The 14614-nt window shown below is 63.9% G+C and carries 15 protein-coding genes; 6 read left to right on the top strand and 9 right to left on the bottom strand.

Annotated elements, in window-relative coordinates; translation table 11 throughout:
- Positions 1-93: 93 nt before the first annotated feature.
- Entirely contained in the window at positions 94-1716 is a 1623-nt protein-coding gene (locus OOJ09_RS11000) for an FAD-binding oxidoreductase (RefSeq protein ID WP_269905234.1), read from the top strand.
- 18 nt (positions 1717-1734) lie between these two features.
- A complete protein-coding gene (locus OOJ09_RS11005; protein WP_269905235.1) occupies positions 1735-2358 on the top strand; it encodes a hypothetical protein in 624 nt (207 codons plus the stop codon).
- 95 nt (positions 2359-2453) lie between these two features.
- Here OOJ09_RS11005 and OOJ09_RS11010 read toward each other — a convergent pair whose 3' ends face one another.
- The 4 genes from OOJ09_RS11010 to OOJ09_RS11025 all read right to left on the bottom strand — a co-directional run bounded on the left by OOJ09_RS11010 (position 2454) and on the right by OOJ09_RS11025 (position 5751).
- The gene (locus OOJ09_RS11010) at positions 2454-2975 is read right to left on the bottom strand and encodes a hypothetical protein (RefSeq protein WP_269905236.1); all 522 of its coding nucleotides are present in this window, start codon (positions 2973-2975) and stop codon (positions 2454-2456) included.
- A gap of 190 nt (positions 2976-3165) precedes the next feature.
- On the bottom strand, positions 3166-4164 hold the full coding sequence (locus OOJ09_RS11015; protein WP_269905237.1) for an alpha/beta fold hydrolase: 999 nt from the start codon (positions 4162-4164) through the stop codon (positions 3166-3168).
- 15 nt (positions 4165-4179) lie between these two features.
- On the bottom strand, positions 4180-5310 hold the full coding sequence (locus OOJ09_RS11020; protein ID WP_269905238.1) for a hypothetical protein: 1131 nt from the start codon (positions 5308-5310) through the stop codon (positions 4180-4182).
- 6 nt (positions 5311-5316) lie between these two features.
- Complete coding sequence (locus tag OOJ09_RS11025) at positions 5317-5751, bottom strand: hypothetical protein (protein ID WP_269905239.1); 435 nt, start codon at positions 5749-5751, stop codon at positions 5317-5319.
- A gap of 680 nt (positions 5752-6431) precedes the next feature.
- Here OOJ09_RS11025 and OOJ09_RS11030 point away from each other — a divergent pair.
- Positions 6432-7370 carry a diacylglycerol/lipid kinase family protein gene (locus tag OOJ09_RS11030; RefSeq protein ID WP_269905240.1) on the top strand — a complete coding sequence of 313 codons (939 nt, stop codon included), beginning with the start codon at positions 6432-6434 and terminating at the stop codon, positions 7368-7370.
- 90 nt (positions 7371-7460) lie between these two features.
- On the opposite strand, the gene OOJ09_RS11035 is transcribed toward OOJ09_RS11030, so the two are convergent.
- The 4 genes from OOJ09_RS11035 to OOJ09_RS11050 form a co-directional block, all read right to left on the bottom strand.
- On the bottom strand, positions 7461-8378 hold the full coding sequence (locus tag OOJ09_RS11035; RefSeq protein WP_269905241.1) for an NAD(P)-dependent oxidoreductase: 918 nt from the start codon (positions 8376-8378) through the stop codon (positions 7461-7463).
- Positions 8375-9586 carry a mandelate racemase/muconate lactonizing enzyme family protein gene (locus tag OOJ09_RS11040; RefSeq protein ID WP_091579219.1) on the bottom strand — a complete coding sequence of 404 codons (1212 nt, stop codon included), beginning with the start codon at positions 9584-9586 and terminating at the stop codon, positions 8375-8377. The genes OOJ09_RS11035 and OOJ09_RS11040 overlap by 4 nt, the downstream gene beginning before the upstream one ends.
- Positions 9583-11199: a GMC family oxidoreductase gene (locus tag OOJ09_RS11045; protein ID WP_269905242.1), complete on the bottom strand. Its 1617-nt coding sequence runs from the start codon at positions 11197-11199 to the stop codon at positions 9583-9585. Before OOJ09_RS11045 ends, OOJ09_RS11040 begins: the two co-directional genes overlap by 4 nt.
- A 211-nt stretch (positions 11200-11410) precedes the next feature.
- Positions 11411-12406, bottom strand: a complete 996-nt coding sequence (locus OOJ09_RS11050; RefSeq protein WP_269905243.1) for an alpha/beta hydrolase — start codon at positions 12404-12406, stop codon at positions 11411-11413.
- Positions 12407-12540: 134 nt separating this feature from the next.
- Here OOJ09_RS11050 and OOJ09_RS11055 point away from each other — a divergent pair, with 134 nt between their 5' ends.
- Positions 12541-12936 (top strand): acyl-CoA thioesterase, encoded by a 396-nt coding sequence (locus OOJ09_RS11055; protein WP_192361753.1) that lies wholly within the window; start codon positions 12541-12543, stop codon positions 12934-12936.
- Between the two features lie 133 nt (positions 12937-13069).
- Positions 13070-13384: a hypothetical protein gene (locus tag OOJ09_RS11060; RefSeq protein ID WP_269905244.1), complete on the top strand. Its 315-nt coding sequence runs from the start codon at positions 13070-13072 to the stop codon at positions 13382-13384.
- Positions 13385-13433: 49 nt separating this feature from the next.
- Here OOJ09_RS11060 and OOJ09_RS11065 read toward each other — a convergent pair whose 3' ends face one another.
- Positions 13434-13802, bottom strand: a complete 369-nt coding sequence (locus OOJ09_RS11065) for a winged helix-turn-helix transcriptional regulator (protein ID WP_269905245.1) — start codon at positions 13800-13802, stop codon at positions 13434-13436.
- Between the two features lie 90 nt (positions 13803-13892).
- Here OOJ09_RS11065 and OOJ09_RS11070 point away from each other — a divergent pair, with 90 nt between their 5' ends.
- Complete coding sequence (locus OOJ09_RS11070) at positions 13893-14498, top strand: NADPH-dependent FMN reductase (protein WP_269905246.1); 606 nt, start codon at positions 13893-13895, stop codon at positions 14496-14498.
- Positions 14499-14614 lie beyond the last annotated feature (116 nt).

Genomic DNA, 14614 nt, shown 5'->3' on the forward strand with positions numbered 1-14614 from the left:
GCCGTGACGACATAGTCGCGCCTCGGCTCGGCCATGCACCGCTATGGTTTTTGCCAAAGAGCCGCGCTATCCCTTGGCCAACGGGGGATATCCATGGTCGAGGAACAAAAAGGTTTTCGCCTGTCGCGACGGCTGCTGCTCGGCGCGGCTCTTGTCGGCGGCGCGGTGCTGTGGGGAGGCACCACCATGGCGCGGCTGGCGCGCGGGCCTTCCGGACCCAAGAATGCCGGACGCATCGCCGATATCGACGGCATCGCCCTGCCGCTGAAGCCGATCGCCAGCCCGCCGGCTTTTGACCCTTCGCTGCCGTGGTCGGCCAAGGGCGGCGACATCAACGATGCCAGCGGCCTGTCGAGGACGCCGGTTTATGGCGTGGTCGAGGTCAGCGAGGAGAACCACATCGCCAAGGCGCTGGCCTTCGCGCGCGCCAACGGGTTGAAAGTCTCGCTGGCCGCCATCCGTCATTCGATGGGCGGCCATGCCTTCGACGACAATGCGCTGGTGCTCGACCTCAGAAAGTTCAGCAAGGTCACTGTCGACGCAGCGGCGAAGACCATGACCTTGCAGCCGGGCGCGCGCTGGCACGATATCCAGAACCTTTTGCATCCACGCTTCGCGGTGAAGGCGATGCAGTCGACCGACATCTTCTCGGTCGGCGGCTCGCTGTCGGTCAACGCGCATGGCATGGACCATCAGGCCGGTTCGGTGGCCGGCTCGATCCGCTCGATGCGGGTGATGCTGGCCGACGGTTCGGTGACCACCTGCTCGTCGACCGAAAATACCGACCTGTTCCGCCACGTCGTCGGCGGCTACGGCCTGTTCGGCGTGGTGGTGGAGGCAACGCTCGATATCGTCGACAACGCCGTCTACCGGACCTCGCGCGAGATCATCAAATCGGACGATTTCCCGAAATTCTTTGCCGAGGTGCTGGAGCCGAACAATGATATCGGTCTGTTCTATGGCCATCTGTCGACGGCGCCGGGCAATTTCCTCGAGGACATGATCGTCTACCGCTACGACAAGGTGGCCGAGCAGCCGCCGGCCGATCAGCCTGAAATCGGCGAACCGGAGGGCGTCGGCCTGAAGCGGGTGATCATGAACCTCGCCAAGAAAGGCAGCCTGTTCCAGGAACTGAAATGGTTCACGGAAAAGACGCTGGAGCCGAAATTCGAGAGCTGCACGGTGGCGCGCACGGCAGCGATGGCCGAGGGCGAGGCCTGCCTCGTCACACGCAACAACCCGATGCACGATTCGGTGCCGTATCTGTTCAACGATCTGCCTGATGAGACCGACATCCTGCACGAGTATTTCATTCCGCGCGCCGCCTACGTCGAGTTCATCGCGGAAGCCCGCGAGATCCTGCGCAACCAGGACCTGCCGGTGCTCAATGCCTCCGTGCGCATCGTCCACAAGGAGGATGTGGCGCTGACCTACGCGCCGGAGCCGGCCTATTCGCTGGTGCTCTACATCAACCAGCCGACCGATGCCGACGGCAATGCCAGGATGCGGGCGCTGACCCGGGCGCTGATCGACGTGACGATCAAGCATGGCGGGCGCTTCTTCCTGCCGTATCAGCTGCATTACACGGCGAGGGAATTGCTGGCGTCCTATCCCGAGCTGCCGGCCTTCCTGGCGGCAAAACGGCAATATGACCCGACGGAACTGTTTTCCTCGACCTTCTACCGTGCCATCAAGGCGCTGAGCGGGGTGGCGTAGCAGGCAGGAGAACAACCAATGCGGACGGTATCAGCGGCGGCACTCACCCTCATCGCGCTGTGCGCCGGGCCAGCCGGGGCCGAGGATCTCAAGGCCTTCAGGCTGACCATCGACGGGGTGACGGTCGACATCGATCCCGGCGAGAGCGCCGATGTGACGCTGCCCGGCGGCAAAAAGAGCAAGGTGACGCTCGAACGCAATGACTTCGCCACTTTTTCCGGCGGCAGTTTCTCCTTCGTCCATCCGAGCAACATTTCGGTGACCAAGACCGATCTCGGCGAAGATATCACGCAGTATCTGATGGCCTCGGCGCTGGGCACGATCGTCGTCGTGCAGGAATACGGCAAGATGAACCCGGTCTCGCTCAACCAGCTGATGCTGCAGGAGATGACCAAGGAATCGGTGCAGGCCGGTGCTGCGCTGACGCAGGAGCCGACGACGCGCAAGCTCGCCGATGGCAGGGAATTGACCGGCATCCGCGCCCAGGTGAAGACGCGCACCGACACCGCCGACTTCGAGATCGTCGGCTTCGGCCGCGCCGATCAGGGCCTTCTGTTCATCACGCGCGTCGCCGCTGAGGACGCGGCCACCGAAAAGCCGCTGATCGACAAGTTCTGGCAGAGCCTCAAGCTGAAGCCTTAGACGCCGGCGTTGAAAGCGCGTCGCGCACGCGCTTCAGGTCTTTGTTTCATGCATGCCGTTCCCTAAAACCGGGACCACTTCCGGGCGACATGCATTCAGAGCTTGCTCGGCACCAGGCCAGCCAGCCAGTTCGCCGACCGTTTCGCCATATCGGCGGTTGCCGAGACGGCGCGGCCAAGATCGGTCTTGACCACGGCGTAGCCGTTCTTCGTGCGGTAGAGCGCGCCGGTTCCGCCATCGACCACCTGTTCATAGGCGACGGGCCGGGCGGCGGCCGCGTCCATGGCCGTCGCCGGCGAGCCGACGGGGGCGCTCGGCCGGTGGCTCAGTTCCGGCGGCAGCGGGCTTTCGACCTTGACGACCCTGCTGACGGGCTTCAGTTCCGGGCGCGACGCGGTCGCGGCCAGTTGCGAGGAGGACGACGAGCCCTTGGCGCGGCAGATGCCGGAAACGAGCGGATAGTTGAAATTGCGCTGGTGCAGCATCTGGCTCTTCATCGCGGCTTCGCACTCGGCGATGGTCGACCACTTGGCCGGCGTCTCGCCGATATATTCGCAAAGCTTGGCGTCGCAGTCGCAACCAACGATGGTCATGGCGACAAGGGCGGTCTTGATCACGGGCTTGTCCCTTCGAGATGCCTGCCGGCAGCCCACTTGCGTGCAAGTCGAGGTCCCAAAACCGGTTTCCACCCCAAAGGTCGAACCCGTGGGCATGCTTTTGGGCGACATGCAACCATCCATCGCGCGCGAACAAGGCGGGATTTGGCCGCGATTGTGGAATGAGCGTGGCGGCACGCCGAAGGGCTGCCTATCGAGCGGTAGGCGAGGTTCGTTTGAGGAAATTCGCGATCAGCCGCACCACGTCTTGCGGGCGTTCGATCTGCGGGATGTGGTTGACGCCATCGAGAACGGCCAATTCGGCGTGCGGAAACAGCGAGGCGATTTCTTCACCCTGTTTGAGAGGCGTGGTCGAATCCTCTCGTCCCCAGATGACGAGGACAGGCGGCGCGAAGGTGCGATAGTTCGCCGGGTCGGCGGCCAGCGATTTCCGCTCGTCGTTGAAGAGGCCGCTGAACAGCCAATGGCCAACGGCATCGGTGGTGCCTTTGACGTTCAGCGGGCGCGCGTAGATCGCTATGCGCTCCGCAGTGGCCAGATCGTCGTTTTCAATGAACCGGCGCAGACCGGCGCCGGTCATCAGCGGGTTGGTGAAGGTCGCGGCGGTCAGCAACTGGCGTGGCCAGTCCCTGCTGAGGAAAGATGCGAATGGAAAGGCCGGCGCCTCGGTCTGGCCGAGGCCAAGCGCCACGTCGAGCAGGATCAGCGAGTCGATCCGGGCGGGAGCCAAGAAGGCGGCTTCGATCACCCCACCGCCGCCATAGGAGTGGACACCGACGCTGAAATGGCGAAGGCCGAGCGCGTCGGCAAAACCGAGGACGCGTCTTGCGTGGGCGGCGCGCGAATAATCCTGATCGGCCGGTCGTTCCGAATAGCCAAAGGGCGGCATGTCAACGGCGATCACGCGAAAGCCCTGTTCTCCCAATGGCGCGGCGACGTCACGATAGGTCTCGGCCCAGGAGGCCGTGCCGTGGAACAGAAGCAGCGGCGGCCCGTCCTGCGGGCCCCAGACCTGATAGTGCATCTTCAGCCCGTCGACCTTGGCAAACAGCGCTCCCGCCGGGGCTGCCTCCTCGGGGGACAGGTTCTCTCGAAGGGCTGCCGCACAGCGAAAGCCGACCAGCGTGACCGCAATGAGCACGACCAGCGTGAGCGCGAGCCAGCCGGCGATCCGGATCAGTCGACGCATGGCCGGGCTATCGCCTCAATAGTCATAGACATGTTCGAGCCTGGCGCCCGACTTGATCAGCGCCGGCAGCACCAGATGCAGCTTGCGCACGGCGACGGTCATGCCGGTGCGACGCGTCGACGGGTCGGCCGGGAGGGGGTAGCTGAACAGGATGCGCATGCCTTCGGGGACGGCGATCGAGGCGGTGGAGAGCACGGTGACCATGATTTCGTCATTGCCGCCGATCTCGACGAAGGACACGCCCTTGTCGATCAGGCGCGGGATCATCTCGGTAAACACCTGGTAGCGCTTGGTAAGGAAGATGGTGCCGTCCGCGCCGAGGTCGCGTTCGAGCAAGGTATCGGGCTCGCTGTGCGTCGCTTCGCCGACCGGCCCCTTGGCCCAGACATGGATGTCGAGGAAGGCGGGGTCGGAGGTGGCGGCAAGCGCCTTGGTGATCAGGTCGGCATAGCCCTGCTTTATGGTGTCGGCGAGGCCGAAGGCCAGCTTGCGCTCGCTGGTGCGGATGGAGCTGTCGCCCGGCGCCGGCTGCACGGCAAACAGGCCGGCGCGCTTCTCGGCATAGGGGAACTGATACCATGGCACCTGATCGAGGAAGGCGGCATAGTCGGCCGCCACCTTGGCCTGATAGATGTCGGCGGCGGTGCGCTTGCTGGCGGTCGCCTCGGTGACGCGGCCAACCGTGTTCTCATAGGCCCACTGCAAAATGTGCTCGATCGAGTGGCTGGTGCCGATGACGACCAGCATCTGGTGGTTGGCCAGATTGAACTTGTAGGAAGAGCTGGCGCGGATCACCGTCGCGTAGTCCTGCCAGAAGCGGCCGACATAGGACCAGTAGGGAAAGCCGCTCGGCTGGTTCTTGTCGACGAAGCCGGCATATTCGCGCGCGGCATAGACGATCGCCCATTCGGGATAGGTGAGGAAGGTCGATTCCTCCGGCCGCTGGTAGCCGGGGATCTCGGCGCGGACCTTGTCGGCCAGCGCCTTGGGCGGCGCGCCATCGGCGATACCGGGCAAGGGCGTGGTATCCAGCGACGGCGTCGTCAGGAAGCCGTAGGCCAGCCCGGCGATCGGGATCAGGATGACGATGACGATCAGCCAGAGGATCGTCTTGATGATGCGCTTCAGCCAGCGGAACAGGAACATGGCCGGTCAGGCCGTGGCGAAGTGGTCGTGTATGCGCCTCGACAGCCAGAAGCCGACATAGACGGCGAAGCCGCCGATGACGATATGCGGCAGGTTGGCGAAGAAACGCGCCGGGAATTCGATATCGTTGAGGGAACGGAAGCCGTTGATGAAGATGCCGGCGTCGAGGCAGCCGGAACCGGTGACCAGCCCAAGCACGCCGTCGAACAGATAGACCGAGCCGAACAGCTTGAAATAGAACACCGCCTGGCGGTGCGAGATGAAGGCGGCGGCCAGCGCCCAGACGCCGGAGAAGGCATGCAGCAGGTCGTCATACCATTGCAGCGAGAACAGCCCGAACAGATTGCCGTTGGCGTCGTTGAACGCCGGTATGTAGCCGATGGCGACGACGCCGAAGAACAGGAAGGCATAGGCAACGGCAAGCTTCTGGATCAACGTCATGAAGTATCCCCCTTCAAGTGACGATGAACGTTAGCTTATTTTGCCGCCGGTTGCAGCCCCAACCGGAAACACCGTAAAAATTGTGGGGGATAGCCAAAAGACAGTCGGCGCCGGGATTTCTCCCAGCGCCTCCCTGTCAGATCAGGACACGGTCGCGGCAGCAACTTCCGTAAAGTCGTCGCGCCTTGCCGGCCTTGATTTTGACGGTCCTGCCAGCCGCCACCCGAGGGCAGCGTCCGTCCAGACCACGCCGGTCTCCACCCTTGCGGGCTTCGCCCTGCGCGCCATCGAAGGTTTTTGCCGTCCTTCATGGCAGCATCGGTCCGCCGTCGGCGTTGGCACGCTTTCCGCGGCCCCGTAGGTCTCGGCTCCGTCCCTCGAAACAGGCAAGCCTGCTCTCGCTTCGGGCCGTACGGGCCTCAGGAAGTCCGCTTTCGCTCTGCCTTTCGGTTGGGCGATCGGCAGCCGCCTGAGATGGGTTCAATGTAGGGGGATCAAGGGTTCTGGGGAATGGCCGCGGGCCTGTGGATAGCGGGATTATCGGGGATCATCGCGGACATTTGCCGGCCAACGGCGAAAACAGGGACAGCGCGTTTCGCCCCTTGCTCCGCTGGCGGGCGCGGGCTTCAATGCCGGCAAAGGATCGGGCGTTACATGCCCGGCGCCGGGGAGGGTGTGTATTGAAAGTCGGGGTGGTTCTCAATCCGATTGCCGGTGGCGGCCGGCTGAAACGACATTGGCCGGAGGTCGCGGCTTCGCTGAAAGAGCATTTCGGCGATTTCGAATTGCGTGAAACGCAAGCCGAGGGCGATGCCGAGAGGCTGGCGATCGATCTCGCGGCAACCGGCTTCGATCTGGTGATCGCGGCCGGCGGCGATGGCACGGCCAGCGAAGTGGCCGACGGGCTGATGCAGGCATCGCAGGAAAGCGGCAGGACGACCGAGCTTGGCCTGCTTCCTTGCGGCACCGGCATCGATTTCGCGCGTGGGCTCGGCCTGCCGAAGGAGGTGGACGCGACGCTGAAGCGGATCGCCGAGGCGAAGGGGCGCAAGGTCGATGCCGGACGCATCTGCTACATCGACGACCATGGCGCGCTGGCCAGCCGCCACTTCATCAATATCGCCAGCCTGGGGCTTTCCGGCGCCACCGACCGCGCGGTCAATGCCGACAAGCGCAAGGGCAGGATGTCGGCCAAGGCGCTGTTTCTCTGGCGCACCGTGGTCGAGTTCATCCGCTACCGGTTCCAGGATGTCAGGATCACCGTCGACGACGGCGCTCCGGTCGAAGCGCGCATGGCGCTCGTGGCGGTGGCCAACGGCAAGTTCTTCGGCGGCGGCATGATGATCGCGCCGGACGCTGAACTCACCGACGGGCAGTTCGACATCGTCATCCTGCGCGCGGCCGGCAAGCTGAAGCTGATCTGGGACATCCGCCTGCTCTATGGCGGCCGGCACCGCAACCATCCGGCGATCACCATCCTGCGCGGCAAGAAAGTGGTTGTCGAACCACTCGGCGATGTGGAAAAGAACGGCGCGCTGGTCGACATAGACGGTGAGTCGCCGGGGCGCATACCGGCGACCTTCGAAATCCTGCCCGGCGCGCTGACGCTCAGATATTGAATCAAGTGGTTGAGGCGTTGAATCAGGTCGCTCCGGCCTTGATTCCGGCCAATCATTCAATGCCCTGAAATGCTTGAGATTTTTCAGGCTTCAAATTTCAAGCCTGGCCGGAAAACCGGGCGCGCGCAGGTCGGTGCCGACGGCATCCTCGAGCAATTTGACGATCTGGGTCGACCAGGCGGCGCCGCCATAGGCTTCTTTGCCTTGCTCGAAAATCGCGTTGACGCGCGAGGCCAGGTCGAGCGGCACGCCGAAATCCCTGCCCATGCCGAGCGCGAAGCCGAGGTCCTTCAGCGCCAGGTCCATGGTGAAGCCGATGTCGTAGGAGCCGTTGAGAACAAGCTGGCTCTCGGTCTCGTGGACGAAGCTGTTGCCGGAGGAGGCAACGATGGCGTGGTAGGACTGGGCGAGGTCGAGCCCGCCCTGCTTGGCCAGCATCAGCGCTTCGCCGGCGGCGACGAGATGGATGAAGGCCAGCATGTTGGTGATCACCTTGATCACCGCCGCGGAGCCGATCGGTCCCATCAGGAACGACTTCGCGCACATCGCCTCGATCGCCGGACGATGACGCGCGTAGAGCGCAGCATCGCCGCCGACCAGCGCGGTGATCTTTCCCACCGCTGCCAGATGAACGCCACCAGTGACCGGGCATTCCAGGGTCTCGATGCCCCTGGCCGAAGCGAGCGCGGCAAGACGCACGATCTCGTCGCGGCCATTGGTCGACATCTCGATCCAGGTGCCACCTGTGGGCAGGCCTTCGAGCAACCCGCCGGGGCCGGCCAGCACCGCTTCGCTGACCTTCGGCGAGGGCAGGCACGTGATGGCATTGCCGGCCACCGCCGCGGCCTCGGCCGGGCTCGTGGCGGCGGTGGCGCCGAGCGCCACCAGGCGCTCGACGGCTGCAGGATCGCGGTCGAAGACGGTGACGGCAAAACCGTTGCGGATCAGGCTGGCGGCAAGATTGCCGCCGAGATGGCCAAGACCGATAAAGGCGTAGCTCTCGCTCACGGCATCAACGGCGTCTGCATCATCTGCAGATGCAGGTCCTTGCCGGTCCAGGGATGTGCGTCGCAGACCGCCTCGTTAAGCTCGACGCCAAGGCCGGGCTCCTTCGACGGGATGACATTGCCGTCCTGCCACTCGATCTTCTTCGTGAGCAGCGTGGCGTGGAAGCCGTCCCATTGCTTCAGCGATTCCAGGATGAGGAAGTTGGGCAGCGTCACCGCAAGCTGGATGTTGGCGGCGCCGACGATCGGCCCGCAATAGCAGTGCGGGGCGACCTGGATGTGGTAGGCCTCGGCCATGGCGGCGATCTTCTTGGTCTCCAGAATGCCGCCGGAGCGGCCGAGGTCGGGTTGCAGGATGGTCGCGGCACGGTTCTCGATGACACGGGCGAATTCGAACTTGGTCGTCAGCCGCTCGCCGGTGGCGATCGGGATCGACGTGCCGCGGGCGACCTGCGCCATCACTTCCGGCATATCAGGCGGCACCGGCTCCTCGAACCACAGCGGGTCGTAAGGTTCGATGGCGCGTGCCATGCGCAACGCGCCCGACGCGGTGAACTGGCCGTGCGTGCCGAACAGTATATCGGCCCTGGTGCCGACCGCCTCGCGGATCGCCTTGATCATGCGGGTGGAGAGATCGATGTCGACAAGGCGCGGCTGGTGGCCGTCGAAGGCGGTGTAGGGGCCGGCCGGGTCGAGCTTGACGGCGTTGAAACCCTGCTCGACATATTCGAGCGCGCAGGCGGCGGCGAGGTCGGGGTCGTTGTAGACGTTCTTGCCGCGCGCATCCTCGGAATGGACACTGCCGGTGTGCGGATAGAGGTAGGTGTAGGAGCGCAACGTCTCGTGCACCTGGCCGCCAAGCAGTTTGTAGACCGGCTTGTTGGCCTCCTTGCCGATGATGTCCCAGCAGGCCATCTCCAGCGCCGAGAAGCAGCCCATGCCGGAAACATCCGGGCGCTGGGTGAAGCCGGACGAATAGGCGCGGCGGAAGAAATTCTCGATGTCGTGCGGGTCGCGGCCGACGAGATAGCGCTCGGCCATGTCTTCGACCATCTTCGCGGTGACATGAGCGGAGAAGGTGGCGTTGTAGGCCTCGCCATAGCCGACGACGCCGCCGTCGGTGGTGAGCTTGACGAAAATGAAATACTTGCCGCCGATGCCGGGCGGCGGGTTGCCGACAACCCAGGTCTTGACGTCGGTGATTTTCATTTTTGTTCCTCCAGAACCAGTTCGGCGCCCTTCCAACCGGTCATGACCGAGGCGGCGTTGGTGTTGCCGGTGATGTTGTCGGGAAAGATCGAGGCGTCGATGATGCGCAGGCCTTCAAGGCCGTGCACCTTCAGACGTGGGTCGACGACGGCGCGCGACGCGTCCGGCCCCATGCGGCAGGTCGAGACCGGGTGATAGACGGTGCCCGAGCGCTTCCTGAAATCCGTAATCAGGTCGGCGTCGGACGTGATCGACGGACCTGGCAGAACCTCTTCCTCGATGATCTCGGCCATGGCGGGCATCGAGGCGATCTTGCGCACGAACTTCACCGCGTCGAGCATCTCGGCGACATCGGCCTCGGTGGAATAGGCATTGGCGACGATTCTGGGATAATCCAGCGGGTTGGCCGAGCGGATCATGATCTCGCCACGGCTCGACGGGCGGCAGTTGGACAGGCCGATGGAGAAGCCCGGCCATGGGTCGGGGGTCAGGATGGGGCGCTCGCCGCTTTTGGGAATGACGGTCGAGAACGCCTGGAAATAGAGCTGCATGTTGGGCCGCGAAAATGCCGGGTCGGTGCGGAAGAAGCCGCCGCCGTGGTTCATCGACAGCGACAGCGGGCCGGAGCGGGTGAGGATGTACCGCATGCCGACAAGCAGCTTGCCCCACCAGGGACGCAGGATCTGGTTGAGCGTCGGCAGCCGGCCCTTGAACGTGTAGTTGATGCCGACATGGTCCTGCAGATGCGCGCCGACATTTTCGTTGGCGTGGATGACGGGAATGCCGAGCTTGTTGAGCAGCGCCAAGGGACCGATGCCGGAGAGCTGCAGCAGTTGTGGCGAATTGATCGAGCCGGCGGACAGGATGACCTCGCGGCCGGCACGCACCGTCTTGGTCTCACCGTTCTGCTGATATTCGATGCCGACGGCGCGCTTGCCGTCGAACAGGATGCGAGTCGCCAGCGCCCCGGTCTCGACGCGGACATTGCCGCGCTTCATGGCCGGACGCAGGAAGGCGCGTGCGGCCGACATGCGGCGGCCGTTGCGGGTCGAGATCTGATAGACGCCGACGCCTTCCTGGGCAGCGCCGTTGAAGTCGGAGTTCAACGGCAAGCCTGCCTGCTGGCCGGCGGCGAGATAGCGCCGGGTCAAGGGGTGGACGGCGTTCGCGCAGTCGGTGACGTGCAGGGGGCCGCCGACGCCACGCCATTTGTCGGCGCCGGCCTCGTTGTCCTCCAGCGCCTTGAAGGCGGGCAGGAGATCGTCAAAACCCCAGCCGGGATTGCCGGCGTCCCGCCAGTCGTCGAAATCCTCGCGTGCGCCCCTGATCCAGACCATGGCATTGATCGAGCTCGAACCGCCAAGCAGCTTGCCGCGCGGCCAATGATCGACATTGCCGCCAAGGCCCGGGTCCGGCTCGGTCTTGTAGTTCCAGTTGACGGCCGGGTCGAAGAAGGTCTTGCCGTAGCCAAGCGGCATCTGGACATAGAAGCGGCGGTCAGTGCCGCCTGCTTCCAGCACCAGCACCGATAAGCGGCCCGAGGCCGACAATTTTTCCGCCAGAACCGAGCCTGCCGAGCCGGAGCCGACGATGATGAAATCATAGGTCTGCATGATTGGTCTGGGTGGCTCCGGAATTTCAGGCTGTACCCTAGACGCCGCGAGCGCGCCACGTCGCCGGGCCTTCCGGCATGGCTTGTGAAAAAAGCGACCGGCGGCACCTGGATCTGAATGTCAGCTTCCGCCGCCCGAAGCGGACGATGGCGCCATCCTCTCTCGGACAAGAGCACATGAGCGAGCGGTCGCCCGCCGGCCTTGGCCAGCTTTACTTGGTTCGCGCCGTGGCCGATCCGATGAAGGCGAGCATGCGCGTCAGGGCCTCCTGCCCGGCGGGGATATCCAAATTGAACTGGTATTCGTGCGGGAGTGGCGGGCTGTAGTCGGCCTGAAAGAACAGGCTGTCGACCTGGACGCCCAGCCCCTGAAGTCTTTGTGCAAGCAAGACAGCCTGCGGCGCGAGCGGATCGCCGTTGCCGCTGGAGATGAAGGCGCGAGGAAATGTGCCCGTGACATAGCGCGTAACCGATGCCAGAGCGAAGCGCTTGTCATCGAGAAAATCCTTCGTTCCCGAATAGGCCCAGAGCACTGTTTTCAGGAACCAGGCATAGTCGCCTTTGTAGTCGACCGAAGTGATGTCGTAGGCGCCGGAAAGGAGAAGGACGGCCGGCAGCCTTGCGGGCGGCAGCGCCGGCCTGATGCCGATGCGTTCAGCGTAGCCCGGATCGGTGGTGATGATGGCGATCTGGGCCGCAATCTGAGCGCCCGCGGAATCTCCGGCGAGCACCATCGCATCCGGATCGACGTTCAGTTCCACTGCATGCTGCTGGAGATAGCCGAGCGCCCTGTTCACCTGCTGGACCGGTTTCGGATAGGTCGAACCGAAGCCGGTGGAATATTCGACACCGACCGTGGAATAGCCATGGCCCGACAACACCTTCAAGTAGTTGGCGATGCCCTCCTTGCTGCCGCCGATCCATCCGCCGCCATGGATCCACACGATGGTTGGCAAAGGCCGGTCGGTGCCCGAAGGGAAGTTGATGTCGAAGACCTCGTCCTTTCCCTCCCCATAGGGGATGCCGCGCTTCGTCACGATCCCAGGCGGTACGTGCTTTTCAAGCGCGGTCTCGGACGACTGATCCCCTTTCGAAAACATGTAGGAGATGACGGCCACGGACGGCCAGGGGCTGAGCCTGACAGCAAGGACGATGACTACGATCAATCCAAGGACGATGCCGACAAGCAGGAGAAGAAATCGCTTCATGACCAAGGCATTTTGCACTCGGTCAGCTGGAAGTCAAAATCCGGACTGCGACACTACCTGGCTGTTGGCGCGTTGACGCGTCGGTGCCATGACGCTACGGGATCGGGACAATCGATCTCAAGGGGATGTCTCGCATGGTGCATTACGCGGACGGCCGGCCGATCGGCGATCTGACGCTGCGGACACTGGCCATGCCCTCGGATGCCAATGCGGCGGGCGATATCTTCGGTGGCTGGGTGATGGCGCAGATGGACCTTGCCTGTGGCATCCGCGCCGCCGAACGCGCCAAGGGCCGCGTGGTGACGGCGGCGGTGAAGGAAATGTCGTTCGCCAAGCCGATGAAGATCGGCGACACGCTCTGCATCTACACCCATGTCGAGCGCGTCGGCCGCACCTCGATGACGCTCAAGGTCGAGGCCTGGGCGCAACGCTACCTCTCCGATCTGATGGAGAAGGTCACCCACGCCGATTTCATCATGGTGGCGCTGGACGGCGAAGGCAAGCCAAAGGCCGTTCCGGCGGAAAGCTGAACGGCTCGATGCAGATGCAGCCGGCCTAGATCAACAGCAGTCCATCACCTGTTTCACCCGCATGTGTGGTGCTTTTCATATTCGCGTTCGCAAACTTCCGTGACCGTGTCCGAACGGACCTGGAGGGAAGACAATGCGTCAACGATTGCTGAACGGCGCATTGGCGGGCGCGCTTGCTGCCTTGTTCTGCCTGCTGGCCGCAACCGCCTACACCGAGGTCAAACAAGACGATGCCGAGGCCCGTTGCGCTTCCGCAAACCACACCTTCAGGCAGCAAGCGGCCAGATGCGGAAACTGCCTTGCCGCGACGCACGGCGCCTGCGCGGTGAGCGTCAGCAATTGCGGTGGATGGGCGACCTGCGCCATCGACGGCAAGGTCGTCGATCGGGCCTCGAAATCGAAGCGGATCGAAAGCCGTCAGTGGGCCGTGGTGCAGATGCAGCCGTAGGATATTTCCGCGCTACGTGGCGCGCGCAAACCCTTGCCATGCAAGGGTTTCAGGCATGCACGCCGTCGAATTTCTCGCGCGCCGCCTTGACGCGGGTGGTGTTCTTGCGCGCCCATTCGCCAAGCGCGCTGACCGGGATCAGCAATTCATGGCCGAGTTCGGTCAGCTCGTAATCGACACGCGGCGGAATGGTCGGGAACACGGTGCGGGTGATGAAGCCGTCGCGCTCCAGTCCACGCAAGGTGGTGGTCAGCATCTTCTGCGAGATGCCGCCGACGGCAGCGCGCAATTCGTTGAAGCGCAGCGGCCCGTCGCCCAGCTTGCCGACCACCAGAACGGTCCATTTGTCGCCGACGCGCTGCAGGATTTCCGAGACGGCGCGGCAGTCCTCGGTGTTATGCGGGTGCCTCAGTAACAAAAAGGTGCCTCCTTGCGCCTCGAGTTGACAGTATCTCATATAGCGCCGGTATCCAAACGATACCAGCTTTACTTGCAAGGAGAGCCCCCCATGTCAAAACCCAAGATCGCCATCATCGTCGGTTCGACGCGCGCCGCGCGCTTCGCCGACGTACCGACCCAGTGGATCGCCAAGATCGCCAAGTCGCATGCCGACATCGACGTCGAAATCGTCGACCTGCGTGACTTCCCGCTGCCGTTCTTCGACGAGGTTGCGTCCTCCGCCTGGGCGCCGTCGCAGAACGAAGTGGCCAAGCGCTGGCAGAAGAAGGTCGCCGAACTCGACGGCTTCATCTTCACCGCCGCCGAGTACAATCACGGCCCGACGGCTGTGCTGAAGAACGCCATCGACTACGCCGCCAACGAATGGAACAAGAAGCCGGCCGGCTTCGTCGGCTATGGCAGCGTCGGCGGTGCTCGCGCCGTCGAACAGCTCCGCCTTCATGCGGTCGAATTGCAGATGGCTCCGGTCAAGTCGGCTGTCCATATCGCCTGGGGCGATTTCCTCGCCGTCCGTCAGGGCGAGAAGAAGCTCGAGGATCTCGAGCACTTGAACCAGGCGGCCACGGCGCTGGTCAACGACGTTGCCTGGTGGGCCAAGGTGCTCAAGGCCGCGCGTCAGGCCGACGCCGTCGCCGAGGAAGTCAAGGCGGCCTGACCGCCGGTTCGAATTATCCTCCCAAGGATACGGGGCGGCGCTTGCGCCGCCCTCTTCAATTCACGGAAGCCATGGCGTCTGGCTGCGCCAGCCTCGGCGGCGAGCGGCCGCCCGCA

The sequence above is a fragment of the Mesorhizobium qingshengii genome, from assembly GCF_027563465.1.
GTDB classification, from domain to species: Bacteria; Pseudomonadota; Alphaproteobacteria; order Rhizobiales; family Rhizobiaceae; genus Mesorhizobium; species Mesorhizobium qingshengii_A.

Excerpts from the sequence above, each read along its gene's own strand:
- OOJ09_RS11000 (WP_269905234.1), top strand. The coding sequence starts at position 94 with ATGGTCGAGGAACAAAAAGGTTTTCGCCTGTCGCGACGGCTGCTGCTC.
- OOJ09_RS11005 (WP_269905235.1), top strand. The coding sequence starts at position 1,735 with ATGCGGACGGTATCAGCGGCGGCACTCACCCTCATCGCGCTGTGCGCC.
- OOJ09_RS11015 (WP_269905237.1), bottom strand. The coding sequence starts at position 4,164 with ATGCGTCGACTGATCCGGATCGCCGGCTGGCTCGCGCTCACGCTGGTC.
- OOJ09_RS11020 (WP_269905238.1), bottom strand. The coding sequence starts at position 5,310 with ATGTTCCTGTTCCGCTGGCTGAAGCGCATCATCAAGACGATCCTCTGG.
- OOJ09_RS11025 (WP_269905239.1), bottom strand. The coding sequence starts at position 5,751 with ATGACGTTGATCCAGAAGCTTGCCGTTGCCTATGCCTTCCTGTTCTTC.
- OOJ09_RS11040 (WP_091579219.1), bottom strand. The coding sequence starts at position 9,586 with ATGAAAATCACCGACGTCAAGACCTGGGTTGTCGGCAACCCGCCGCCC.
- OOJ09_RS11045 (WP_269905242.1), bottom strand. The coding sequence starts at position 11,199 with ATGCAGACCTATGATTTCATCATCGTCGGCTCCGGCTCGGCAGGCTCG.
- OOJ09_RS11050 (WP_269905243.1), bottom strand. The coding sequence starts at position 12,406 with ATGAAGCGATTTCTTCTCCTGCTTGTCGGCATCGTCCTTGGATTGATC.
- OOJ09_RS11055 (WP_192361753.1), top strand. The coding sequence starts at position 12,541 with ATGGTGCATTACGCGGACGGCCGGCCGATCGGCGATCTGACGCTGCGG.
- OOJ09_RS11060 (WP_269905244.1), top strand. The coding sequence starts at position 13,070 with ATGCGTCAACGATTGCTGAACGGCGCATTGGCGGGCGCGCTTGCTGCC.
- OOJ09_RS11070 (WP_269905246.1), top strand. The coding sequence starts at position 13,893 with ATGTCAAAACCCAAGATCGCCATCATCGTCGGTTCGACGCGCGCCGCG.